Origin of the sequence: Paraburkholderia sejongensis, assembly GCF_020880815.1 — a bacterium.
Taxonomy (GTDB): Bacteria; Pseudomonadota; Gammaproteobacteria; order Burkholderiales; family Burkholderiaceae; genus Paraburkholderia; species Paraburkholderia sejongensis.
This window is the reverse complement of sequence record NZ_JAJITD010000005.1, coordinates 48,856-72,153: the sequence shown is the minus strand read 5'-3', so window position 1 is coordinate 72,153 and position 23,298 is coordinate 48,856. Positions and strand designations below refer to the sequence as shown.

General features: G+C 66.3%; 24 protein-coding genes and 1 pseudogene. 16 read left to right on the top strand and 9 right to left on the bottom strand.

All coding sequences use genetic code 11. The features are described 5' to 3' along the window. Positions 1-124: 124 nt before the first annotated feature. The 5 genes from LJ656_RS11205 to LJ656_RS11185 all read left to right on the top strand — a co-directional run bounded on the left by LJ656_RS11205 (position 125) and on the right by LJ656_RS11185 (position 5,388). Positions 125-1,135, top strand: a complete 1,011-nt coding sequence (locus LJ656_RS11205; protein WP_230509494.1) for an ABC transporter permease subunit — start codon at positions 125-127, stop codon at positions 1,133-1,135. 90 nt (positions 1,136-1,225) lie between these two features. Further along, the gene (locus LJ656_RS11200) at positions 1,226-2,143 is read left to right on the top strand and encodes an ABC transporter permease subunit (RefSeq protein WP_230509493.1); all 918 of its coding nucleotides are present in this window, start codon (positions 1,226-1,228) and stop codon (positions 2,141-2,143) included. A 2-nt stretch (positions 2,144-2,145) separates the two neighbouring features. Continuing rightward, positions 2,146-3,153 carry an ABC transporter ATP-binding protein gene (locus tag LJ656_RS11195; RefSeq protein ID WP_230509492.1) on the top strand — a complete coding sequence of 336 codons (1,008 nt, stop codon included), beginning with the start codon at positions 2,146-2,148 and terminating at the stop codon, positions 3,151-3,153. Beyond that, positions 3,150-4,169, top strand: coding sequence for a peptide ABC transporter ATP-binding protein (locus tag LJ656_RS11190; RefSeq protein ID WP_230509491.1), 1,020 nt, complete (start codon positions 3,150-3,152; stop codon positions 4,167-4,169). The genes LJ656_RS11195 and LJ656_RS11190 overlap by 4 nt, the downstream gene beginning before the upstream one ends. Next, on the top strand, positions 4,162-5,388 hold the full coding sequence (locus tag LJ656_RS11185) for a TraB/GumN family protein (RefSeq protein ID WP_230509490.1): 1,227 nt from the start codon (positions 4,162-4,164) through the stop codon (positions 5,386-5,388). Before LJ656_RS11190 ends, LJ656_RS11185 begins: the two co-directional genes overlap by 8 nt. A 58-nt stretch (positions 5,389-5,446) precedes the next feature. On the opposite strand, the pseudogene LJ656_RS11180 reads toward LJ656_RS11185, so the two are convergent. Next, positions 5,447-6,502 (bottom strand): annotated as a pseudogene (locus LJ656_RS11180) (methyl-accepting chemotaxis protein); the annotation flags it as partial. Positions 6,503-7,131: 629 nt separating this feature from the next. On the opposite strand from LJ656_RS11180, the gene LJ656_RS11175 reads away from it, so the two are divergent. From LJ656_RS11175 to LJ656_RS11160, 4 genes are read left to right on the top strand one after another with little or no spacing between them, the layout of a single operon-like run. Continuing rightward, positions 7,132-7,608, top strand: a complete 477-nt coding sequence (locus LJ656_RS11175) for an Hcp family type VI secretion system effector (RefSeq protein WP_230509489.1) — start codon at positions 7,132-7,134, stop codon at positions 7,606-7,608. 4 nt (positions 7,609-7,612) lie between these two features. Beyond that, positions 7,613-8,095 carry a DUF2778 domain-containing protein gene (locus tag LJ656_RS11170; RefSeq protein WP_230509796.1) on the top strand — a complete coding sequence of 161 codons (483 nt, stop codon included), beginning with the start codon at positions 7,613-7,615 and terminating at the stop codon, positions 8,093-8,095. Continuing rightward, positions 8,092-8,379, top strand: coding sequence for a hypothetical protein (locus tag LJ656_RS11165; RefSeq protein WP_230509488.1), 288 nt, complete (start codon positions 8,092-8,094; stop codon positions 8,377-8,379). The genes LJ656_RS11170 and LJ656_RS11165 overlap by 4 nt, the downstream gene beginning before the upstream one ends. After that, on the top strand, positions 8,376-8,966 hold the full coding sequence (locus LJ656_RS11160; protein ID WP_230509487.1) for a hypothetical protein: 591 nt from the start codon (positions 8,376-8,378) through the stop codon (positions 8,964-8,966). The genes LJ656_RS11165 and LJ656_RS11160 overlap by 4 nt, the downstream gene beginning before the upstream one ends. A 79-nt stretch (positions 8,967-9,045) precedes the next feature. Here the strand turns inward: LJ656_RS11160 and LJ656_RS11155 are convergent, their stop codons facing one another. The 6 genes from LJ656_RS11155 to LJ656_RS11130 form a co-directional block, all read right to left on the bottom strand. Beyond that, positions 9,046-10,002: a DUF979 domain-containing protein gene (locus LJ656_RS11155; protein WP_230509486.1), complete on the bottom strand. Its 957-nt coding sequence runs from the start codon at positions 10,000-10,002 to the stop codon at positions 9,046-9,048. Further along, positions 9,999-10,796 (bottom strand): DUF969 domain-containing protein, encoded by a 798-nt coding sequence (locus LJ656_RS11150; RefSeq protein WP_230509485.1) that lies wholly within the window; start codon positions 10,794-10,796, stop codon positions 9,999-10,001. Before LJ656_RS11150 ends, LJ656_RS11155 begins: the two co-directional genes overlap by 4 nt. A 378-nt stretch (positions 10,797-11,174) precedes the next feature. Beyond that, complete coding sequence (gene pxpA / locus LJ656_RS11145) at positions 11,175-11,927, bottom strand: 5-oxoprolinase subunit PxpA (RefSeq protein ID WP_230509484.1); 753 nt, start codon at positions 11,925-11,927, stop codon at positions 11,175-11,177. A gap of 20 nt (positions 11,928-11,947) precedes the next feature. Next, the gene (locus LJ656_RS11140; protein ID WP_230509483.1) at positions 11,948-13,000 is read right to left on the bottom strand and encodes a 5-oxoprolinase subunit C family protein; all 1,053 of its coding nucleotides are present in this window, start codon (positions 12,998-13,000) and stop codon (positions 11,948-11,950) included. After that, on the bottom strand, positions 12,997-13,650 hold the full coding sequence (pxpB, locus tag LJ656_RS11135) for a 5-oxoprolinase subunit PxpB (RefSeq protein ID WP_230509482.1): 654 nt from the start codon (positions 13,648-13,650) through the stop codon (positions 12,997-12,999). Before pxpB ends, LJ656_RS11140 begins: the two co-directional genes overlap by 4 nt. A 185-nt stretch (positions 13,651-13,835) precedes the next feature. Further along, on the bottom strand, positions 13,836-14,435 hold the full coding sequence (locus LJ656_RS11130; RefSeq protein WP_230509481.1) for a 5-formyltetrahydrofolate cyclo-ligase: 600 nt from the start codon (positions 14,433-14,435) through the stop codon (positions 13,836-13,838). Positions 14,436-14,455: 20 nt separating this feature from the next. Between LJ656_RS11130 and LJ656_RS11125 the strand changes: the two genes are divergently transcribed. The 4 genes from LJ656_RS11125 (at position 14,456) to LJ656_RS11110 (ending at position 19,390) form a co-directional block, all read left to right on the top strand. Further along, complete coding sequence (locus LJ656_RS11125) at positions 14,456-16,429, top strand: lytic transglycosylase domain-containing protein (protein WP_230509480.1); 1,974 nt, start codon at positions 14,456-14,458, stop codon at positions 16,427-16,429. Between the two features lie 92 nt (positions 16,430-16,521). After that, positions 16,522-17,475 (top strand): complex I NDUFA9 subunit family protein, encoded by a 954-nt coding sequence (locus LJ656_RS11120; RefSeq protein ID WP_230509479.1) that lies wholly within the window; start codon positions 16,522-16,524, stop codon positions 17,473-17,475. Between the two features lie 32 nt (positions 17,476-17,507). Beyond that, complete coding sequence (locus LJ656_RS11115; protein ID WP_230509478.1) at positions 17,508-18,161, top strand: glutathione S-transferase family protein; 654 nt, start codon at positions 17,508-17,510, stop codon at positions 18,159-18,161. Then, complete coding sequence (locus LJ656_RS11110; RefSeq protein WP_230509477.1) at positions 18,158-19,390, top strand: multifunctional CCA addition/repair protein; 1,233 nt, start codon at positions 18,158-18,160, stop codon at positions 19,388-19,390. Before LJ656_RS11115 ends, LJ656_RS11110 begins: the two co-directional genes overlap by 4 nt. A gap of 49 nt (positions 19,391-19,439) precedes the next feature. Here LJ656_RS11110 and LJ656_RS11105 read toward each other — a convergent pair whose 3' ends face one another. After that, positions 19,440-19,634 carry a DUF2905 domain-containing protein gene (locus LJ656_RS11105; RefSeq protein WP_230509476.1) on the bottom strand — a complete coding sequence of 65 codons (195 nt, stop codon included), beginning with the start codon at positions 19,632-19,634 and terminating at the stop codon, positions 19,440-19,442. A 56-nt stretch (positions 19,635-19,690) separates the two neighbouring features. After that, positions 19,691-20,896: a class I SAM-dependent methyltransferase gene (locus tag LJ656_RS11100; protein ID WP_230509475.1), complete on the bottom strand. Its 1,206-nt coding sequence runs from the start codon at positions 20,894-20,896 to the stop codon at positions 19,691-19,693. A gap of 13 nt (positions 20,897-20,909) precedes the next feature. Here LJ656_RS11100 and LJ656_RS11095 point away from each other — a divergent pair, with 13 nt between their 5' ends. The 3 genes from LJ656_RS11095 (at position 20,910) to ttcA (ending at position 23,232) form a co-directional block, all read left to right on the top strand. After that, a complete protein-coding gene (locus tag LJ656_RS11095) occupies positions 20,910-21,770 on the top strand; it encodes an SDR family oxidoreductase (RefSeq protein WP_230509474.1) in 861 nt (286 codons plus the stop codon). A 100-nt stretch (positions 21,771-21,870) separates the two neighbouring features. Continuing rightward, positions 21,871-22,266: a dihydroneopterin aldolase gene (locus LJ656_RS11090; RefSeq protein WP_075303327.1), complete on the top strand. Its 396-nt coding sequence runs from the start codon at positions 21,871-21,873 to the stop codon at positions 22,264-22,266. A 3-nt stretch (positions 22,267-22,269) separates the two neighbouring features. Further along, positions 22,270-23,232 carry a tRNA 2-thiocytidine(32) synthetase TtcA gene (ttcA, locus tag LJ656_RS11085; RefSeq protein ID WP_230509473.1) on the top strand — a complete coding sequence of 321 codons (963 nt, stop codon included), beginning with the start codon at positions 22,270-22,272 and terminating at the stop codon, positions 23,230-23,232. Positions 23,233-23,298: the final 66 nt, after the last annotated feature.

The following is a 23,298-nucleotide window of genomic DNA, read 5'->3' as shown; positions in this document are numbered from 1 at the left end:
CGTAACATTCACGCAGTACGCTTTTCGCACGGTTAGAAAACTGGTCGAAATGGTCCGGCGACCGGGGTCACGAGCCCTCGTCGCCGGTTGCGTTTTTTCATCACCAGTACCATGGGAGCGAACCATGTTCCGCTTCGTTTTGCGCCGCATCGGCATGGTGATTCCGACGTTCATCGGCATCACGATCCTTGCGTTCGCGCTGATTCATCTGATCCCCGGCGATCCCATTGAAGTGATGATGGGCGAGCGCGGCGTCGATCCGGCCATGCACGCGGCCGCGATGCACCGCCTCGGGCTCGACGAGCCGCTGCCCATCCAGTATTTCCACTACATCGGCCGCGCGCTGCACGGTGATCTCGGCACCTCGATCATCACCAACACCAGCGTGATGGGCGAGTTCCTCGCGCGCTTTCCCGCCACCGTCGAACTGTCGATCTGCGCGATGATCTTCGCGCTGATCGTCGGGCTGCCGGCCGGCGTGTTCGCGGCGCTGCGGCGCGGCACCGTGGTCGATCACGGCGTGATGGGCACCGCGCTGACCGGCTACTCGATGCCGATCTTCTGGTGGGGCCTGATTCTGATCATGGTGTTCTCGGTCAAGCTCGGGCTGACGCCGGTGTCGGGCCGCATCGCGGTCGAATACGACATTCCGCACGTGACCGGCTTCATGCTGATCGACTCGCTGATGTCGACCGACGAAGGCGCGTTCAAATCCGCGCTGAGCCACCTGATCCTGCCGGCGATCGTGCTCGGCACGATTCCGCTCGCGGTGGTCGCGCGGATGACCCGTTCGTCGATGCTCGAAGTGCTGCGCGAGGACTACATCCGCACCGCGCGCGCGAAGGGGCTGTCGCCGGGCCGCGTGATCGTCGTGCATGCGCTGCGCAACGCGCTGATTCCGGTGGTGACCGTGATCGGCCTGCAGGTCGGCACGCTGCTCGCCGGCGCGGTGCTGACCGAGACGCTGTTCTCGTGGCCGGGCATCGGCAAATGGCTGATCGACGCGATCGGCCGGCGCGATTATCCGGTCGTGCAAGGCGGCATTCTGCTGATCGCGACGTTGGTGATCGTCGTGAACCTCGTCGTCGATCTGCTGTACGGCGTGCTCAATCCGCGCATTCGCCATACGAGGTAAACATGTACCCCCACGCTCACTTACGTTCACTGCCCCCCGAGGGGGCGCATGCCTCCCTTGAGGCGGCTCTGCGGGAGGCATGACACGATCATGGCTGACATTCAAAACACTGTCCCCCAGGCAGTCACACCTCCGAGCGGCCGCGCACTCGCGGCGCGCGAATTCTGGGCCAACTTCTCGCGCAATCGCGGCGCGGTCGGCGCGGGCATCATCGTGCTGGTGCTGGTCTTCATCGCGATCTTCGCGCCCCTGATCGCGCCGCACAGCCCGATCGAGCAGTACCGCGAGTTCGTCAAGATCCCGCCCGCGTGGCTCGAAGGCGGCAACTGGAAGTTCGTGCTCGGCACCGACGAAGCGGGCCGCGACATCCTCTCGCGGCTGATGTACGGCGCGCGGCTGTCGTTCTGGATCGGCTTCGTGTCGGTCGTGCTCGCGCTGATTCCGGGCATCGTGCTTGGGCTGATCGCCGCGTTCTTCGAGAAGTGGGCCGACACGCCGATCATGCGCATCATGGACGTGCTGCTCGCGCTGCCGTCGCTGCTGCTGGCGGTCGCGGTGGTCGCGATCATCGGTCCGGGCCTCGTCAACACGATGCTGGCGATCGCGATCGTCGCGCTGCCGGGCTATGTGCGTCTGACGCGCGCGTCCGCGCAGGGCGAGTTGCAGAAGGAGTACGTGACCGCTTCGCGCGTCGCCGGTGCCGGCACGCTGCGCCTGATGTTCTCGCAGGTGCTGCCGAACTGCACCGCGCCGCTGATCGTGCAGGCCACGCTGGGCTTTTCGTCGGCGATTCTCGATGCCGCCGCGCTCGGCTTTCTGGGCCTGGGCGTACAGCCGCCGTCGGCGGAGTGGGGCGCAATGCTCGCGTCCGCGCGCGATTACATCGACAGCGCATGGTGGATCGTTACGATGCCGGGCCTGTCCATCCTGATCTCGGTGCTGTGCATCAACCTGCTCGGCGACGGGCTGCGCGATGCGCTCGACCCCAAACTGAAACGGATGGCCTGATCATGAGCAACAACCTACTGACCATCCGCAATCTCGCGGTCAACTTCAGCGGCCTGCCCGCGGTCGACCGCATCAATCTCGACGTCGCGCCGGGCGAAGTACTCGGCGTGGTCGGCGAATCGGGCTCGGGCAAGAGCGTGACGATGATGGCGCTGATGGGCCTGATCGACGCGCCCGGCAAGGTCACCGCCGACGAAGTCACGTTCGACGGCAAGGACCTGCTGAACGCGTCGGCGAAACAGCGCCGCAAGATCATCGGCAAGAACATCGCGATGGTCTTCCAGGACGCGCTGACGAGCCTGAACCCGAGCTATACGGTCGGCTATCAGATCAAGGAAGTACTGAAGCTGCACGAGGGGCTGCGCGGCGCCGCGCTGGAAAAGCGCGCGCTCGAATTGCTCGACCAGGTCGGCATTCCGGACGCGAAGAGCCGCATCGGCGCGTTCCCGCATCAGATGTCGGGCGGCATGAACCAGCGCGTGATGATCGCGATGGCGATCGCTTGCAATCCTAAGCTGCTGATCGCCGACGAGCCGACCACCGCGCTCGACGTGACGATCCAGGCGCAGATCATGGAACTGCTGATGCGCCTGCAGAAGGAACGCGGAATGGCGCTGGTGCTCATCTCGCACGATCTGGCGGTGGTGTCCGAAGTCGCGCAGCGCGTGGCCGTGATGTACGCGGGCGAGGTGATCGAGACCAACCGCGTGCCGGATATCTTCGCCGCGCCGCATCATCCGTACACCGAAGCGTTGCTGGCCGCGATTCCCGAGCACAATGTCGGCGCGGTGCGGCTCGCCGCGTTGCCGGGGATGGTGCCGGGGCGCGACGACCGGCCCAAGGGGTGCCTGTTCGCGCCGCGCTGCAAGTACGTGGTCGACGACTGCATGAAGGCCCGGCCGGCGCTCGCGCCGCTGCCGGCTCACGCGGACTACGCGCGGGTGCGCTGCATCAAGCCGTTGAACGTCGACAAGGACGCCAACGTTCACACGCAAGGAGGCGCCCGATGAACGCAGTACCCGAAACCCGCCGCGACGCGCGCAGCGGCGCCGATCACGTGCTGGTCGCCGAGCAGCTCGCGCGCTATTACACGGTCAAGCGCGGGATGTTCGCGCAGGGCACCGTGAAGGCGCTGAACGGCGTGTCGTTCGCGCTGGAGCGCGGCAAGACCCTTGCGGTGGTCGGCGAGTCCGGCTGCGGCAAGTCCACGCTCGCGCGCCAGCTGACGATGATCGAAACGCCGAGCGCGGGCCGCCTGTTGATCGACGGCGAGGACGTGGCCGGCGCGAGCCACGAGAAGATCGCGGCGCTGCGGCGGCGCGTGCAGATGGTGTTCCAGAACCCGTTCGCGTCGCTCAATCCGCGCAAGACCGTCGAGCAGACGCTCGGCGAACCGCTCGCGATCAACACACAGATGAGCGCGAGCGAACGCGCGGAACGGATCGCGCAGATGATGCGCACGGTCGGCTTGCGGCCCGAGCACGCGAAGCGCTATCCGCATATGTTCTCCGGCGGCCAGCGCCAGCGCGTCGCGATCGCGCGCGCGATGATCCTCGATCCGCAGATCGTGGTCGCCGACGAACCGGTGTCGGCGCTCGACGTATCGATCCAGGCGCAGATCCTGAATCTGTTCATGGACCTGCAGGATCAGTTCAAGACCAGCTACGTGTTCATCTCGCACAACCTGGCGGTGGTCGAGCATATCGCCGACGACGTGATGGTGATGTACTTCGGCGGCGTCGCGGAACTCGGCGACAAGCAGCGGATTTTCTCGAAGCCGCGTCATCCGTACACGCGCGCGCTGATGTCGGCGACGCCGTCGATCTTCGAGGCGGATCGCACGATCAAGATCAAGCTGCAAGGCGAAATGCCGTCGCCGCTGAATCCGCCGTCGGGCTGCACGTTCCATCAGCGCTGCCCGTACGTGATCGACCGATGCCGCAGCGAAGAGCCGAAGCTGCGTGAAGTGGATGGCCGTCAGGTCTCGTGTCACCGCGCCGAAGAGGTGGGGGACGTGGATGCCTGATGTGGGGGCGGCGCGTCGTCTTGCGCGCCGCTTGCGTGAGGGCGGCCGCGCGGCCGCTTTTGCGCGGCGCCGCGGGGTGCGGGTGCTGACAAGCGCTGCGCCCGGCGGCGGGCATCGTGCGTGCGTCGGTGCGTGCGTCGGCGCGTGCGCTGGCGCGTGGCGACGTGTGCTGATCGGTGCGCTGGCGGCCGCGATGCTGAGCTTCGGCACCCCGTTCGACGCCGCGAATGCCGGCCGCGCCGTGGCGGATGCGCCGGGCCAGGCGGGGCGGCCGTCACTCGGTGTGCCGGCCGCGCCGGCCGCTCCGCAGACACCGCAGCCGCCGCCGTCGATGGCCCCGCCTGCCACGCCCGGCACCACCGCGAGCGGTCCGGTGCGCCAGCAGCCGGCGCGCATGCCGTTCTATGTCGCGACACGCGGCAATGTCACCCTCTATGTGCTCGGCACGCTGCACGTCGGCGATCCCGTCGACTATCCGGCCGGGCAACCGTTCCGGCCGCCGATCATGGCCGCGCTGGCGGCGTCGCAAACGCTCGCGCTCGAACTCTCCCCCGATGAACTGCTGGTGTCGCAGGACGACGTGTCCAGGTACGGCGTCTGCAAGCGCGACTGTCTGCCCGGGCTGTTGCCAGAGGCGCTATGGCACAAGCTCGCGCTGCGGCTGCGCGGCAATCCGGCCGCGCTCGATGCGATCAAGAAGATGCGGCCGTGGCTCGCGTCGCTGGTCGTCGAGACCTACGACTCGCTGTCGGCCGGTCTGCAGACCGAGTACGGCACCGAGGCGCAACTACAGAACGTGTATCTGAAGACGCGCGGCAAGATCGTCGGGCTGGAGACGCTCGCGCAGCAGATGCACGCGTTTACCGGACTGTCGGCCGCGCAGCAGCGCGAAATGCTCGCGCAGGACCTGGTGCAGACGCCCGCGCAGAACGTCGAGGACGTGCGCAAGCTGCATCGGCTGTGGCGGGTCGGCGATGCCGATGCGATCGCCGCGTGGCAAGTCGCGAAATCGGAGAAGCTGGCGCGCGACAAGCAGGTGTCAGCGTCGATCGATAACCGGATCGTCTACGAACGCAATCGGCGCTTCGTTAATCGGATGCTGCAGTTGGCCGCGCCGAATAAACCGGTGTTCGTCGCGATCGGCGCGCTGCACCTGGGTGGACCGAAGGGCGTGCTGCAACTGTTGCGGCAGCACGGGTTCGTGGTTGAACCGGGGTGAAGCGAAGCGAGGCGAGGTGGAGTGAGGCCGGGTGGGAACCCGGCCCGTGGCGGGAGGATTAGAAGGTCTGCCAGTCGGCGTCGGAGCCTTCCGCGAGCGCGGGTTCGAGTCGCGCGGCGGCGGCTTTCGGCGCAACGTTGCGGTCGCCGGCAGCCGGCGCGGCCGGCTTCGAAACCGGCTTCGATGCCGCCGGTTCATATGACGCGGACGACCCGGACGACCCAAACGACCCGGCGCGCGGTGCGGGCGCGACCGCCGCGCGTTGCTTCGGCGCCTGAGGCGCGGCGCCGCGTGCCGCCGGCTCGTTGCCGGCCACCTTGAACGTCGCGACCACGCCGGCGAGTTTGCCCGCCTGCTCCTCCAGCGATTGCGCGGCGGCCGCCGCTTGCTCGACGAGCGCCGCGTTCTGCTGCGTGACCTCGTCCATCTGGTTGACCGCCTGATTGACCTGCTCGATGCCGCGGCTCTGTTCCTCCGACGCCGCCGCGATCTCGCCGACGATATCCGACACCTGGCGGATCACGGTCGTAACCTCGCCCATCACGGTGCTCACTTCGACCGCTTGCGTCGAACCGTCCTGGATCATCGCCACCGACGAACCGATCAGCTCCTTGATCTCCTTGGCCGCCGCCGCCGAACGCTGCGCGAGGCTGCGCACCTCGCTCGCGACGACCGCGAAACCGCGCCCCTGTTCGCCGGCGCGCGCCGCTTCGACCGCCGCGTTCAGCGCGAGGATATTGGTCTGGAACGCGATCCCCTCGATCACGCCGGTGATCTCCGAAATCTTGCTCGAACTGCCGCTGATCCGGCCGATCGTCGCGGCCATCGCCTGCACCGCGTCGTTGCCGGCGGCGGCCTTGCTCGCCGCGTTGGTCGCCAGCGAGTTGGCCTGGCGGGCGTTGTCGGCGTTGTGCTTCACCGTCTCGGTGAGCTGCGTCATGCTCGCCGCGGTCTGTTCGAGCGACGCCGCCTGTTCCTCGGTGCGCGCGGACAGATCGAGATTGCCGGCGGCGATTTCGCGGGTCGCGGTGCTGACCGAATCGCTCGACGAACGCACGATCACGATGTTTTCCTCGATCCGCCGCAGCAGCGCATCGAACGCGACCGCGCCGAGTCCGAACTCGTCCATCCGCGGGCTCGCCGCACGGCGCGACACGTCGAGCGTGGCGGCGATCTCCTCGAACTTCTTGCGCTGGCGGATCAGACCGCCGCAGACGATCCGGTGCAGCTGCAAACCGCCGTACAGCGCAACCGCGGTGCCGAGCCAGGCCATCACGACGAGCGCACCGACGAGCGGACGGGCCGCCGCGTCGGCGTTCAACTGCGACAAAGCGACGATGCCCGCGAGGCCGGTGAACAAGGTCAGCGCGACGCAGCTGCCGAATATCGCCAGGATCCGCATTCTGATCGTGATGTGAGACTTCCGCACTTGATTTTCCTTTTTATGAACTATGCATAACCGCGTGTCGAAACAAGGTTTTTCACCGTGTCAGAGCGGTAGTACGGCAGTTCGGGGGCTTTCTGAAGGGTGCGGGCGGGGAGGGTTTGTGCGGGGTGTGCGCGTTTTTTTGACGATTTCCCGCGACGGCGGTCGATGCGCGCCGGGTTGTCTGATCTTCGATCTGGATCAACAAAACCTGTGATCTTCGCGCTTTTAGGAATCGTCCTGTAGGTTTTGCGTGTTCGCTGACTTAGCTTTCGTCGTTGAGTTTTTAGCTCAATCATGAAATTGGAGAGGCGGGGATGACGCAGGACATTTTTATCAAGATCGCCGGTATCGATGGCGAGTCGCAGGACGCGGCGCATCTGAACGAGATCGACGTGATTTCGTGGCGCTGGAAAGTGGGCCAGCAGTCGGCGATGCAGACCGGTTCGGGCGTGGGGGCGCCGAAGGCCAATGTCTCCGATCTGGAGTTCTCGCATCAGCTGGACCGGGCGAGTCCCAATCTGGCGCGATTCTGCTTCTCCGGCGAGCGGATCAGCGAGGCGAAGCTGACGATGCGCCGGGCGGGTGGGGTGCCGCACGAGTACGCACGGATCACGCTGTATGACGTGGTCGTTGCGTATGTCGAGCCGGTCGGAGTGGGGGCAGGCTGTTACGAGGAAGTGCGGCTGTCGTTCGCGCGGATGAAGCATGAATACATCCTGCAAAACCGGCTCGGCGGAACGAGCGGCACGGTGACCGCGCTGATCGATGTGCGCACCAACAGGCTGGGGTGACGAGATGCCTGTGTCCTGCACTTTCACGTTGAATCGCCGACCGATGTCGGAACTGGTCTGTCCGGAGTTTGGATCGGTGCCGGCATTTTCGGGCAATGGCCGGTATGTCGATGATCCGGATTTTACGAATGTCCCGAACGCTGGGGCGATTCCGAAGGGGAGGTATTACATCGTCGATCGGGAGAGCGGCGGGCGGTTGGGTTGGTTGAGAGATCTAATCCACGACAAATTTTCCGGAACGAAACTTGAGACTTGGTTCGGTCTGTATCGCGATGACGGAGCCATCGATGACTGGACCTTTGTGAAGAGCGTTCGACGCGGCAATTTTCGCTTGCACCCGGTAGGCCGGAACGGGGTGAGCGAGGGTTGCATAACGCTTCTTTCGCCGCTGCAGTTCGAAGCGTTGCGCTCGCACTTGAAGGCACAGCCTCCCGCGTTCGTCCCCGGAACCGGGAGCCGCTACTACGGTACGGTGGAGGTGCGATGAAAAGGGCGCTGATCTGCCTCACGCTCGCGCTGCTGATGTCTCTTCCCGTTGGCTACGGGATTTCGCGGCTCCCGGGTGTATGGGAATGGATTTACAGCGCGGACGGCTATAGCTTTTTTAAACCGCTGTTCCGTGCATTCGATACGTATGGCAACGAAGGCAACCTGGACGTCATCATCGGGACGCTGACCGTTGCCGGTTTTTTCGTCTCGTTGGTGTCCGTCAATGCAGCATGGACGATCATCATGCGGTTGCGTCATCGGCGCTATCGGGAGACGCGATGATGACTTCACCAATTAAAAAGACGCCAGCATGCATAGCAATAGCAGTAGTGACGTCTCTATCGGCGGGACACATTCTTTCCATGCTCCCCGGCGTGTGGGATTCGCTTTACGGCATCACAGAGTGGGACTTCTTCGCGCCGCTTTTCGACGCGTTGGCCAGGTTTAGTTACGACAGCCGCTGGAATGCAGTTAGCGCCGTGCTGAACGTCGTCGGCTTCTTCGTCTCGCTGTTGATCGCCAACCTTTGCTGGACGGCCGTCAGCCGGTATCGCCGGTCCCGGCAGAGACGACCGCGAAAGAAGTCCTGGATAAAAAGCACGCTGATCTGCTTCTCGCTCGCACTGCTGATGTTCTTGCCAGTCACACGCTGGATCGTATCGTTGCTGGACCTGACCGGATGGTTTCGCAGCGATGCCAGTTACGCGTTCTTTACCATGCTCAACGGCGCATTCGATGCGCACGGCTGCGAAGATTCCGACGACGTGTTCGCCGCTACGATGCTCATTTTCGGCTTCATCGTCTCGCTGCTGACGGTCATCGCAATGCGCTCTTATGTAGCCCGCTGGCGCGAGAAGAACGGCGCTTGAACCAGGACCGGCCCTTCAGAAACGGTGACGTGCATAAACACCCCCCAGCGCCTCACCGTTCCCCTCCAAAACCACCCCCTTACAAAAACATCAAAAAATTCAGCAGGAAAATATTGATCACCAGCATCGTCAACGCAGTCGGCACCTGCACCTTGATCACCGCGTTCTTGTCGGGCAACTCGAGCAGCGCGGCCGGCACCATGTTGAAGTTCGCGGCCATCGGCGTCATCAGCGTCCCGCAGTAGCCGGAGAACATCCCGATCGCGGCCATCACCGCCGGGTTGCCGTGGAACACGCCGACCAGAATCGGCACACCGACGCCGCCCGTCATCACCGGAAACGCGGCGAAGCCGTTGCCCATCACCATCGTGAACAGCGCCATACCGATGCAGTACACCGCGACCGCGACGAACCGGTAGTCGAGGCTGATATACGACGTGGTCACGTGCGCGACCGCCTTGCCGACGCCCGCGTCGGAGAACACGAGGCCGAGCATGCCGAGCATCTGCGGCAGCACCGCCGCCCACGAAAGCGCATCGACTAATCGGCGCGCTTCCTTCATCGATTGCCCGACCGTGTCGCGGGTGATCACGCACGCGATCGCCAACGCGATCACGCAGCCGATCCCGAAACCGATCAGCGTCACATTGGCTTTCTCGATCAGCGGGACGCCACCGAACACCAGATGACTCGCCGAGAGCGTGATGACGACGGTGACGACCGGAATCGTCAGCGCGGGCACGAACAGCTTGTTGCGCAGCCGCGTGGCGCTCGCGATGCGCGCCTCCAGCGACAACGTCTTCGGCTTGCCCGCGGTCACTCCGCCGAAGCCCGCGATCACCGCCATCGCGATCACCGCGACACCGACCAGCGCGGGCGGCAGCCGGTCGCCGATCAGGAAAATCAGCGCATACAGAATCCAGAAGCCACCGGCGGTGAAGCGGCGCGGATGCTCGCGATCCAGCACGATCATGCCGCCGACGATCAGCAGCACGATGCCCAGCAGCCAGAACAGATAGGTGATCGTGAAGGTCATGCTTGGTCTCCGGTGGCGGACTTCGTGGCGCGCGTAGCGGCCGAGGAAGCCGGCGATGAAGTGGTGGACGAAGAACTCGCCGCGCCCGCACCGCCGCCCGGCCGGTTGCCGCGCAATTCGCGTTCGAGCCAGCGGTCGAGCAGCCACAGCCGGAAACCATGCACGATGAACGCGCTGATTGCGGTCGGAATTCCCCACATCGCGACGTGCAGCGGTTCGACGATGATCCCCGCCTCCTTCAGGAAGGTCGTCATCAGTACGATCGCGCCGAACGCGACGAACACGTCCTCGCCGAAGAACAGGCCGACGTTGTCGGTTGCCGCGGCGAATGCGCGCAGGCGGAAGCGCACCGCATCGCCGATCTTGCCGAAGCGGTTTTCGGTCGCGCCTTCGGCCATCGGCGCGATCAGCGGACGGACCATCTGCGGGTGGCCGCCGAGCCCGGTCAGGCCGGCCGCGGCGGTCAGCTCGCGCACCGCCAGATAGACGATCAGCAGACGCCCGGCGGTGGCCGCCTTGATGCTGCCGATCCACGCCTGCGCGCGCTCGCGCAAGCCGTGCCGCTCCAATAGACCGATCACCGCGAGCGGCAACAGGATGATCAGCGGGATATTGCGGGTCTTGATGAAGCCGGTGCCGATCAGCGCGAGAATTTTTCCAGGGGGGAAATGCGCGGCGAAGCCGGTGACGATCGCCGCGACTGCCACGATCAGCATCGGATTGAAGCGCAACAGAAAGCCGACGATGATGACGGCCACACCGATAAGCGGCCACAAAGTGACGGTTGTCTGCATCGAGATCTCCTTGAGTGATCCGACTTCGCCGCGGCTGGCGGCTGAGGTGAACCGGCGCACCGGGTTGGTGGACCGGCTTGCTGCCGCGGCGCTGCGGCCGCGTTGAACTCTCAGAATCGGTACGGCGGATGCGTGGGCACCCGTGGTTTGCCGGGGCCGCCGCGAAAGAACCAGCGCTGCTGCTGGCAAAACGCCCCGCGGTGAGACGGGGGTTGAAGCAGGGCGCTAAGGCGGCGCGTTGAAGCGGCGACGCGGCTCACCCGGGGGCGAGGCGCGCGGTCTGGATCGGGCTGGCGAGGTGAGCGCTCAACCGCGCGTTTGCCGACGCGCGGCGGCGCTACTCACACCGGTGCCGGCGCCCACGCGCACGGCAAAAACTCAAATCCGCGCCGAACTCGCCGCGTGCACCTCGATGCCCGCCGCCTCGAGCGCGGCGCGAATCCGCCGCGCGAACGCCAGCGCATGCGGCCCGTCGCCATGCAGACAGATGGTCTGCGCATTCAACGGCACCCATTGTCCATCGACCGACTTCACGCGCTGCTCGCGGATCATCGCCAGCGTGCGTTCGAGCACGAGGTCTTCGTCGTCGAGCAGCGCGCCCGGCTCCTTGCGCGGCACCAGCGAACCGTCGGCGCGATAGCCGCGGTCGGCGAACACTTCTTCGATCGCGGTCAGGCCCGCGTTGCGCGCGGCGCTCACGAGCCCGCTGCCGGCCAGCGCGAACACCGCGACCGACGGATCGAAGTCATGCACCGCCGACACGATCGCATCGGCAATCTGGGCGTCGCGCGCGGCCTGGTTGTACAGCGCGCCATGCGGCTTCACGTGCGCGATGCGCCCGCCCTCGGCCTGCGCGATCGCCGACAGCGCGCCGAGCTGGTACAGCACGCCCGCGTAGATGTCCTGCGCGGGCAGGTCCATTTCCTTGCGGCCGAAATTCTCCGGATCGTTGAAGCTCGGATGCGCGCCGATCGACACGCCCTTTTGCACGGCCCAGCGCACGCAGTCGCGCATCGCGTTGGGGCCGCCCGCATGCCAGCCGCACGCGATGTTCGCCGAGCTGACGAGGTCGAGCAGCGCCTCGTCGGAGCCGCAGCCTTCGCCGAGATCGGCATTCAGATCGATTTCCATGGTGATTCCTCTCCTTCCTGTTACCGCGTCGCGAGCGCCGCCCGGCGCGCGCAACGCTCTTCATGCATCGCGATCGCGGCATCGATCTGCCGCAGATACGCGCGTTCTTCGAGTAATGCGTGGCGCGCCTCGTAGGGCGTTGTCGGGATGAAGCGCACCGCCGCGTTCAACCGCACCTGCGCGAGCTTCCACAGATCGGCCTGGATCACCGCGCCGATCTTCGGATAGCCGCCGGTGGTCTGCGCGTCGCTCATCAGCACGATCGGCTGGCCGTTCGGCGGCACCTGGATCGTGCCGGGCAACACCGCGTGCGACAGCAGATCGCTCTTGCGCGCGCGCGCCAACTCGGTGCCGGCGAGCCGGTAGCCCATCCGGTTGCTGTTCGGCGTGACCAGCCATTCGTCGGCCCAGAACGACTCCTGGGCGGCAGCGGTGAAGCTGTCGTATTCGGGGCCGCGCAGCACCCGGATCGGCACCGCCCACGGCACCCCCGACGGATGCCGGCCGCGCCGCAGCGGTTCGTGCACCTGCACGAACTTGCACAACACGGGCGCCTTCACGCCGAACTCGGGCGCCTCCGGCGTGAAGCCGAGCTGGCTCCGCTGCGGCGGCGCGCCGACCGGCAGACGGTCGCCGTCGACGAGCGCGCGGCCGCCGAGGCCGCCGAAATGGCCGGCCAGATCGGTGCCGCGCGAGCCGAGCACCGGCAGCACGTCGATACCGCCGGCCACGCACACGTAACCGCGCATCCCGCGCTTCGCCGCGTTCAGCACCAGCTCCTGGCCGGCCTGCACTGGCAGGCTCCACCATGCATAGACCGGCTTGCCGTCGAGCGTCGCGCCGAAGTCGGTGCCGGTGATCGCGACCCGCGTCGCGCGCAGAAAGCGCAGCACGGTCGGGCCGAAGGTGATTTCGAGGCCGGCCGCGTCGGGCCGGTTGCCGACGAGGCGATTGCCGACTTCGAGCGACAGGCGGTCGAGCGCCCCGCCCATCGCGACGCCGAGATGGCGATAGCCGTGGCGGCCGAGGTCCTGAATGGTGGTCTGCAGACCCGCGCGGATCACGTCGATCATGCGTGCATCCCCGCGATCGTGAAGCGCACCCGGTCGCCCGGTTGCAGCAGCGTGGGCGGCCGGCGCAGCGGGTCGAACAGCGGCACCTCGGTGCGGCCGATCAACTGCCAGCCGCCCGGCGACACCGCCGGATAGATGCCGGTCTGCTCGCCGCCGATGCCGACCGAACCGGCCGCCACCTCGAGCCGCGGCGACGCGCGGCGCGGCGTGTGCAGCGCGGCTTCGAGGCCGCCCATATAGGCGAAGCCCGGCTGGAAGCCGAGGAAGAACACGACGTAGTCGCCGCCCGCATGACGCTCGACGACCTCGCGCGCGCTCAGCCCGGTATGCTCGGCGACCGCTTGCAGATCGGGGCCGAACTCGCCGCCGTACTGGACCGGCACCTCGACCTCGCGGGTCGGCGCGGCGCTCGGGTCCGCCGCGTGCCAGGCCGCCAGCAGCTGGGCGGCGAGCGCGTCGGCGTCGGTGTCGAGCGGGTCGAACACGAGCGTCAGATTGTTCATGCCGGGGACGACTTCGAGTACTTGCGGCCAGTCGCGCGCGGCGCTGGCAGCGGCCCACACGCGCCGCTGGCAGTCGAGCGTGGCAGGGGGCGGCGCGACGCACATCAGCGCGTTATCGCCAAGCGGAAAAATGCGGGGTTGGCTCATGGCTGGACGGCCCGGGTCGAGTCGGCGGAGGAGGCGGACCGCGCGGCGCATTGGCGCGGGTCCGGCGCGGGATCAGCGATAACTGAAGCGTACATGATCAAACCAGCGGATTGGCGCGGCCGCGCGGCGGCGCGACGCGCCGGGCGCACGCTATCGCACGCCCGGCTCGCGGCAGTTGCGGCGGCTCACTCGGGCAGGCCCGGGTGAAAGCCCGTTTCGGTGACGATCAGATCGAGCGGAATGTCGTGCGCCTCGCGCTGCAGCGCATCGATCCGACACGCGTCATACGCGATGCCCACGGTGATCGGCTTGCTCGCCGCCGGCCACGAAGCCAGCGTGCGGTCGTAGTAGCCGCCGCCGTAGCCGAGCCGGTAGCAGTCGGCATCGAAACCGACGCAGGGCACGAACAGCAGGTCGGGCACCACGATGCGTCCCGAAGTCGGCTCGGCGATCTTGTGATGGCCGACCCGCATCGGCACCTGCGGGTGCCACGCGTGGAACTCGAGCGCGGTGCCGCGCTCCTTGATGATCGGCAAACTCGCTTCGCGGCTGTCGTCGCCGGCGAGCCAGAGCGACACCGGACCGCGCGCATCGAACTCGCCGGCTAGCGGCCAGTAGAAACCCACGCTCGGCACACCGAAGTGCTTCAGCACATCGAGCACGCGACGCCCCAGCGCGGCATTCACGGCCGGCCTGGAAGCCGCTTGCAGCCGGGCTTCCAGCAGCGTCTGGCGCAATGCCTTTTTCATTATCGGGACGGGGTTGCGTGCTATGCTTTGGTCCAATTCGCGCTCCAGAAACAACGATGTCAAAACGCCTTTTTCGAGTATATCGCGCAGCCGGTACCGCGCTGGCCGCCGCGGCGCTCGTCGCGTGCAGCACCGCCTCGGCCGTCAAACCTCTCCCCATCTCGCAGCTCACGAATGCGAACGACGATCAGATCTTCGTTCAGCTTCGCGAGGCCGCGCGCAAGAACGACGCCCCGCGCGCGGCCCAGCTCGCGAGCATGATTCCGGACTATCCGGCGCCCGCGTATCTGGAGTACTTCCAGATCAAACCGCAGCTGTTCGATTCGGCCGGCCATGCGCGGGTCGACGCGCCGGACGCGCCGGTGCTCGCGTTCCTGCAGAAGTACGACGGCCAGGCGATCGCCGACCGCATGCGCAACGACTATCTGACGGTGCTCGGCACGCGTCACGACTGGCGTAACTTCGATCAGCAGTACCCGCTGTTCGTGCTCAACGACGACACCCAGGTCAAGTGCTACGCGCTCGAATCGCGCGCCTCGCGCGGCGAGAACGTCGCGGATGCGGCGCGCGGCCTGCTGGTCGATCCGAAGTGGTACGGCGACGGCTGCGTCGATCTGATCACGGTGCTCGGCGTCAATCGTCAGTTCAGCAACGACGACATCTGGCAGCAGATCCGCCTCGCGTACGAACAGAACTACACCAGCACCGGCAGCAAGCTCGTCGACGCGCTCGGCGATCAGGCGCCCGACCCGGTGCTGTTCAGTCAGGCGGTCAATACGCCGCCGCTGCTGCTCGCGCGCGGCGTCGGCGCCGATTCGCAGTCGCATCAACTGGCGCTGCTCGCGATCACCCGGATGGCGCGCAACGATCCGGCAATGGCGGCGGCGACTTTCGCATCGGTCGCGCCGTCGCTCAATTCGCCCGAGCGGGCGATCGGCTGGGGCACGATCGGCTATCAGGCGGCGGTCAAGCAGCTGCCGGGCGCGGTCGACTGGTTCCGGCTGTCGGCCAACGCGCCGCTGTCCAATCCCGCGTATGAATGGCGCACCCGCAGCGCGCTGCTCGCCGGCGACTGGAACATGGTGCGCTGGTCGATCGAGCAGATGCCCGAAGGGCTGCGCAAGCAGCCGTCGTGGGTGTACTGGCACGCGCGCGCGCTGAAGCAGGCGGGCGACGTCGACACGGCCAATCAGGAATTCCAGTCGATCGCGCAGAACTTCAACTTCTACGGCCAGCTCGCCGCGGAAGAACTCGGCCAGAAGATCACCGTGCCGCCGAAGACCACGGTCACCGACGCCGAAATCCAGCAGGCCGGCGCCACTGCCGGCTTCGATCTCGCCCAGCGGTTCTACGCGCTGAACCTGCGCCTCGAAGGCAATCGCGAATGGAACTGGCCGCTGCGTCAGATGAGCGACCGGCAACTGCTCGCGGCCGCCGAATACGCGCGCCGCATCCAGCTGTACGACCGCACCGTCAACACCGCGGACCGCACGAAGGCCGAGCACGATTTCTCGCTGCGCTATCTGTCGCCGTTCCGCGATATCGTCGAGCGCGACGCGCAGTCGAGCGGGCTCGACGTCGAGTGGGCGTATGGGCTGATCCGCCAGGAATCGCGCTTCATCATCAACGCGCGCTCCGAAGTCGGCGCGGGCGGGCTGATGCAGCTGATGCCGGCCACCGCGCAGCTGGTCGCGAAAAAGATCGGCCTGGGCCCGGTGTCGCGCGAGCAGATGAACGACATCAACACCAACATCCTGCTCGGCACCAACTACCTGGCGATGATCTACAATCAGTTCGACGGTTCGGCGGTGCTGGCCACCGCCGGCTACAACGCCGGTCCGGGCCGTCCGCGCAACTGGCGGCAGTCGCTGCAACGCCCGGTCGAAGGCGCGATCTTCGCCGAGTCGATCCCGTTCCAGGAAACGCGCGACTACGTGAAGAATGTGTTGTCCAACACGGTCTACTACGCGGCATTGTTCGAAGGCCGTCCGCAATCGCTGAAGGCGCGTCTGGGTTACATCGCACCGTAAGCGCCGTGCCGCCGCGGTCGCCGGGTCTTGCGGGCCCGCACCGCGGCGCGTCTCATCAGCCGTTGCCGCGGCTTCCATCAGGGAGTCGAAAAATGCGACATCAAGCTATCGCGGTCATCGGCGGCTCCGGTTTTATCGGCAGCTACGTCGTCAATGCGCTCGTCGAACTCGGCAAGGACGTGCGCGTCGCCACCCGGCGCCGCTACAACGCGCGCCATCTCACCATGCTGCCCATCGATGTGATCGAAACCGACGTGTTCGATCCGGTGCAGCTCGCGCGCTTCGTCGAAGGTGCCGATTGCGTGATCAACCTCGTCGGGGTGCTCAATTCCAAACGCGGCAAGCCGTACGGCGAAGCGTTCGCGCGCGCGCACGTCGAGCTGCCCACGCGCATCGTCGCCGCCTGCGAAGGCAAGGGCGTGCATCGGCTGATTCATCTGAGCGCGCTCGGCGCCAATTCGAACGGCCCGAGCATGTACGCGCGTTCGAAGGGCGACGGCGAGAAAGCGGTGCATGGCGGCAGCGTCGCGTGGACGATCTTCCGGCCGTCGGTCGTGTTCGGTCCCGAGGACGCATTTCTCAACAAGTTCGCGTTCCTGCAACGGGTGTTTCCGGTCATTCCACTCGCGATGCCGGACGCGCAGTTCCAGCCGGTTTTCGTCGGCGACGTCGCGAAGGCGATCGCCAACGTGCTCGATCTCGATGCCGCCACCGGCCGCACCTATGAACTCGGCGGCCCGACCGTCTATACGCTCGAAGACCTGGTGTCCTATTGCGGCGACGTGATCGGCAAGCACGCGCGGATCATCCGGCTGCCCGACTCGCTGGCCCGCCTGCAGGCGCTCAGCTTCGAGCTGGCGCCCGGCGAACCGGTGATTTCGCGCGACAATCTCGACTCGATGAAAGTGCCGAACATCCTGAGCGGGCCGCTCGCGCCGGAACTTGGGATCGAACCGGCCAGCATCGAAGCGATCGTGCCGACCTATCTGACCGGCGCGTCCAAAGGTTCGCGTCTCGACTCGTTCCGAGCCAGCGCCGGGCGCTGAACTCTTCTTCTTCACTCATTTTCAGGCAATGCATGAAGCTGCTCATTGGTGACAAGAACTATTCGTCGTGGTCGATGCGTCCGTGGCTGCTGCTCACGCATTTCGGCATCCCGTTCGACGAAGTGCTGATCCATCTGAACGAGGCGGACACCAACGCGAAGATCCGCGCGCTCGCGCCGCGCGGGTCCGGCAAGGTGCCGTGTCTGATCGACGACGCGGGCCGGCCGGTGTGGGATTCGCTGGCGATCGCCGAAACGCTGGCCGAGCGCTTCCCGCAGCACGCGCTGTGGCCGCGCGACGCGGCGGCGCGTGCGCACGCGCGCAGCGTGAGCGCCGAGATGCATTCGGGCTTCGGCGAACTGCGCTCGAACATGTGGATGAACATCCGCGCGTCGTTTCCGGGCAAGAACGCGACCGCGGGCGTGCTCGCCGACATCGCCCGCATTGAGGCGCTCTGGAGCGACTGCCTGCAAAGCTACGGCGGGCCGTTCCTGTTCGGCGAATTCAGCATCGCCGACGCGATGTACGCGCCGGTCGCGATGCGCTTCAACACGTGGAAGCCGGCGTTGTCGGCGACGGCCGCCGCGTATGTCGAGCGGCTCACCGCGCTGCCGGCGGTCAATGCGTGGATCGACGCCGCGCGCAAGGAAACGCACGCAGTGCCCTATCAAGACGAATGCCCATGAATATTTACGCAGTTGGCGGCGCGGTCCGCGACGAGTTGCTCGGCGTGCCGGTGCAGGATCGCGATTACGTGGTGGTCGGCGCGACGCCCGAGCAGATGGTCGCGCAGGGTTATCGGCCGGTCGGCAAGGACTTTCCGGTGTTCCTGCATCCGCAGACGCATGAGGAATACGCGCTCGCGCGCACCGAGCGCAAGACCGCGGCCGGTTATCACGGCTTCCAGTTTTTCTACGCGCCGGACGTGACGCTCGAAGAAGACCTCGCGCGCCGCGACCTGACGATCAATGCGATGGCGCGCGAAGTGCGCCCGGACGGCCAGCTGACCGGGCCGGTCATCGATCCGTTCAACGGCCAGGGCGATCTGAAGGCGAAGCTGTTTCGCCATGTCGGCGACGCGTTCCTCGAAGATCCAGTGCGGATTTTGCGCATCGCGCGTTTTGCCGCCCGCTTCGCCGATTTCACGGTCGCGCCGGAAACGATGACGCTGATGCGCAAGATGGTCGCCGACGGCGAGGCCGATGCGCTGGTCGCCGAGCGGGTGTGGCAGGAAGTGTCGCGCGGGCTGATGGAGAAAAAGCCCTCGCGCATGTTCGACGTATTGCGCGAATGCGGCGCGCTCGCGCGGATTCTGCCGGAGATCGACGCGCTGTTCGGCGTGCCGCAGCGCGCCGACTATCACCCGGAAGTCGACACCGGCGTGCACGTGATGATGGTGCTGGACCACGCGGCGCAGCACGGTTATGCGTTGCCGGTGCGGTTCGCCGCGCTGACTCATGATCTGGGCAAGGCGACCACGCCGGAAGACATCCTGCCGCGTCACATCGGTCACGAAGGCCGCAGCGTCGATCTGCTGAAGCCGCTGTGCGAGCGGCTGCGCGTGCCGAACGAGTGTCGCGACCTCGCGCTGCTGGTCGCCCGCGAGCACGGCAATATTCATCGCGTGATGGAGATGGGCGCGGCCGCGCTGGTGCGGCTGTTCGAGCGCAGCGACGCGATGCGCAAGCCGGCGCGCTTCGCCGAGGCGTTGCAGGCGTGCGAGTCGGATGCGCGCGGGCGGCTCGGGTTCGAGACGCGCGACTATCCGCAGGCGGAGCGTTTGCGGGTCGCGCTGGTGGCCGCGCGGGGGGTGGATGCGGGCGCGGTTGCGCAGCGTTTGGCCGATGCGCCGGCCGGCATCAAGGACGCCGTGCATCAGGAGCGGGTGCGGGCGGTGGAGGCGGCGCTGGGTTAGCGCAGACGCGCCGCGCAGCCAGCGCAGGCGTGCGCTGGCGTGGGACGGGCTACAACACCCGCGCCAGCAACGACAACAGCATCGACAGCACCAGCGTCGACATGAACGGGAACGGATACTCGCGGCCGAACAGCCGCAGCGTCACGTCGCCGGGCATCCGGCCGATGCCGAGCTTCCTGAGCCACGGCCAGCACGACGACAGAATCGCGACGGCAACAAAGGTGGTCAACAGCCATCGGATCATCGCGAGTCTCTCGGGTCTTTAAAGGCGCGGCACGGAAACGAGGTCAGCGCCGCACGTCACAGCGTATGCGATCGGTCGCCGCTCGAAAACGCGCGCAGCGTATCGTCCAGTCCGCGCGAAAACGCGATCACCTTGAACAGCTCGCCCATCTCCGCCTCCGACAGCAGCTTTTGCACCGCATTCGCGGCCGGCAGAAAGCGGGCGGTGTCGGCGGGATCGATTTCGCCGAGCACCTCGGTGATCCCCGCGTTCATCAGAAAGCGCGCTTGCGACGTGAAGCCGAGCAGCTCCGCGCCGGCTTCGGTGCCGGCTTCGGCGATGCCGGTGAATTCGACGTGCGCGGTGATGTCCTGCAAGCCGGGGTACAGAAACGGATCGCCGTGCGCGCGATGCCGGTAGTGGCACATCAGCGTGCCCTGCGCGCGCTGCGCGTGGTAGTACTCGTGGCGCGGAAAACCGTAGTCGATCAGCAAAATCGCGCCGCGCGCGAGCATCGTGCAGATCGTGCGCGTGAAGGCCAGCGCGGCTTCGTGCGTCTCGGTCAGGTAGTCTTCGCCGGCGCCGGTTTCGCGGGCCGCGTCGATTTCCTCTAGCAGCAGGAGGTCGGTGGCCGCGGTGACCGGCCGGTCGTCGAATGCGAAGGCGCCGTCGCGCCAGACCACGCCGCGCTCAAGCCAGCTGCCGCCGCGGTGCGCGAACAGCCGCACCGGCATCGCATCGAGCACCTCGTTGCCGATCACCACGCCTTCGAAGCGCTCCGGCAGCGCATCGAGCCAGCGCACCTTGGCCAGCAGCGCGGGCGCGGCCGCCGCGATCGTGTCGCGTTGCCGCTCGCGCAGTTCGCCCGACAGATCGACGATCGAGTAGCTGTCGAACCCGGCGCCGAGCGCATCGAGCGCGGTCAGCAGGCCCGCCGCGAGCTTGCCGGTGCCGGCGCCGAACTCCATCAGCTCGCGCGTGCCGCTCGCCTCCAATGCTTCGGCGAGCGGGCGCGCGAGCGTCGCGGCGAACAGCGGCGACAGTTCCGGCGCGGTCACGAAGTCGCTGCCGTCATCGCCGCGCAGCCCGAATTTGCGCGCACCGCCGCTGTAATAGCCGAGCCCCGGCGCGTACAACGCGCGCTCCATGTAGCGGTCGAACGGCAGCCAGCCGCCGGCCGCGTCGAGCTGCGTACGGATCTGCGCGATCAGCGCGTCGGACTGCGCGAGCGCGCTCGGGCCGGGAGCAGGTAAACTATCGGGTTGGTGAGCTTTCGGATTCATCCCCGCATTGTAAATGACCGTCTCCCCGGACAACGTTGCCCGCCCGGCCGAAGCGGCGTCCTCAGGGGCGTCCGCCGTGGCGCCCGCACAGGCGCCGCAGCCCCGTGTCGTGCTGATTACCGGCGGCGCGCGCCGAATCGGCCGCGCGCTCGCGCTCGGCTTTGCCGCGCGCGGCTGGGACGTGGCCGTGCACTACGGCGCATCGCGTGAAGAGGCCGACGAAACCGTCGAGCAGATCGTCGCGCTCGGCCGCCGCGCGCTCGCGTTGCCGGCCGAACTCGGCGACGAGGCGCAGGTCGCGCGGCTGCTGCCGGCCTGCACCGAGGCGTTGGGACGGCCGTCGTGCATCGTCAACAACGCGTCGCGCTTCGAGGAAGACACCGCGCGCGACGTCGGCTATGAGTTGCTGCTGAAGCTGACCGCGATGAACGTCGGCGCGCCGCTGGTGCTCGCGCGCATGCTGTACGACGCGACGCCGGACGCGGCGGTGCATGACGAAAGCCAGCGCGGCGTGGTCATCAACGTGCTGGACCAGAAGCTGTACAACATGAACCCGGACTATCTGTCGTACACGCTGTCGAAGGCGGCGCTGCAGACCGCGACGGTCGCGCTCGCTCAGGCGCTCGCGCCGAAGATCCGGGTGGTCGGGCTCGCGCCCGGCCTGACGATGCAATCGGGCGACCAGACCCAGGAAGGGTTTGCGGCCGCGCATCGAATGACGCCTCTGGGCCGTGCGTCGCGGCCCGAGGATATCGTCGCCGCCGCGCTGTATCTCGCGGATGCAGCCGGTGTCACCGGAACGACGCTGGTGGTCGACGGCGGGCAGCATCTCGTGCCGTTGCCGCGCGACGTAATGTTTTTGACGGGCGCCTGATCCGCGCGCGGTTTGCCACGCCTCGCCTCGCCGAGGCCGCCGCGCTGCGCGACGCAGCGCCCCTTTGCGTGCCAAGCACGCTTTTTTGACTGGAACGAACATGTTTGCCGCTCTTTCGCATCCCCGGCTCGCCGATTGTCGCCGGCTCTTTCTGCGCAACTACGAAGTGCACATCAACATCGGCGTACACGATTTCGAAAAGCGCGGCGAACAGCGCGTCGTGATCAACGTCGAACTGTACGTGCCGCTCGCGCTGTCCACGCCGGTGCAGGACAAACTGAACGAAGTCGTCGATTACGACTTCATGCGCTCGACGATCGCCAAACGCGTGTCGCAAGGGCATATCCATCTGCAGGAGACGCTGTGCGACGACCTCGTGCGCACGATGCTCGAACATCCGCAGGTGCGTGCCGCGCGGGTGTCGACCGAGAAGCCGGATGTATATCCGGACTGCGACGCGGTCGGCGTCGAAGTGTTCCGCGTGAAGGAGGATTGAGCGATGAACGCACCGGACATCCAGACCGCTCACGCGACCAAATCCCCGCTCACCCGCCGCGAACAGAAAGAAGCGTACGAGAACAACAAGCTGTTCAAGCGCCTTGCGCGCCAGGTCGGCCAGGCGATCGGCGACTTCAACATGATCGAGGACGGCGACAAGGTGATGGTGTGCCTGTCGGGCGGCAAGGACAGCTACGCGATGCTCGATATCCTGATGCGGCTGCGCGAGCGCGCGCCGATCAATTTCGAGATCGTCGCGGTGAATCTCGATCAGAAGCAGCCGGGCTTCCCCGAGCACGTGCTGCCCGAGTATCTGAAGCAGCTCGACATCCCGTTTCATATCGAGAATCAGGACACCTACAGCATCGTCAAGCGACTGGTGCCGGAGGGCAAGACCACCTGCTCACTGTGCTCGCGGCTGCGGCGTGGCATTCTCTATCGCGTGGCGGGCGAACTCGGCGCGACCAAGATCGCGCTCGGCCACCATCGCGACGACATTCTGCAGACGCTGCTGCTGAACATGTTCTACGGCGGCAAGCTGAAGGGCATGCCGCCCAAGCTGCAATCGGACGACGGCAAGAACATCGTGATCCGTCCGCTCGCGTACGTGAAGGAAACCGATCTGGAGAAGTACGCGGAGCTGCGCGAGTTCCCGATCATTCCGTGCAATCTGTGCGGTAGCCAACCTAATCTGAAGCGCGCGGAAATGAAGGCGCTGATTCGCGATTGGGAGAAGCGCTTCCCGGGCCGCATCGAGAACATGTTCAATGCGTTGTCCAACGTGGTGCCGTCACATCTGATGGATCACCAGCTGTTCCCGTTCGCTGGGCTGCGCGCGAGCGGCGAAGCCGATCCGAACGGCGACATCGCGTTCGACGAAGAACCGTGCTCGACCGGCAGCGAAGAGGGCATGCCGCTGAACGGCGCGAAGACCATCCCGCTGGTCCAGTTCGACGATCTGTGAAGAAAAGCGCCTGATTTGCAGGCATTTCGGCGCGAATTGAAGAGGTGGAAACGTGGTAAAGGCCGC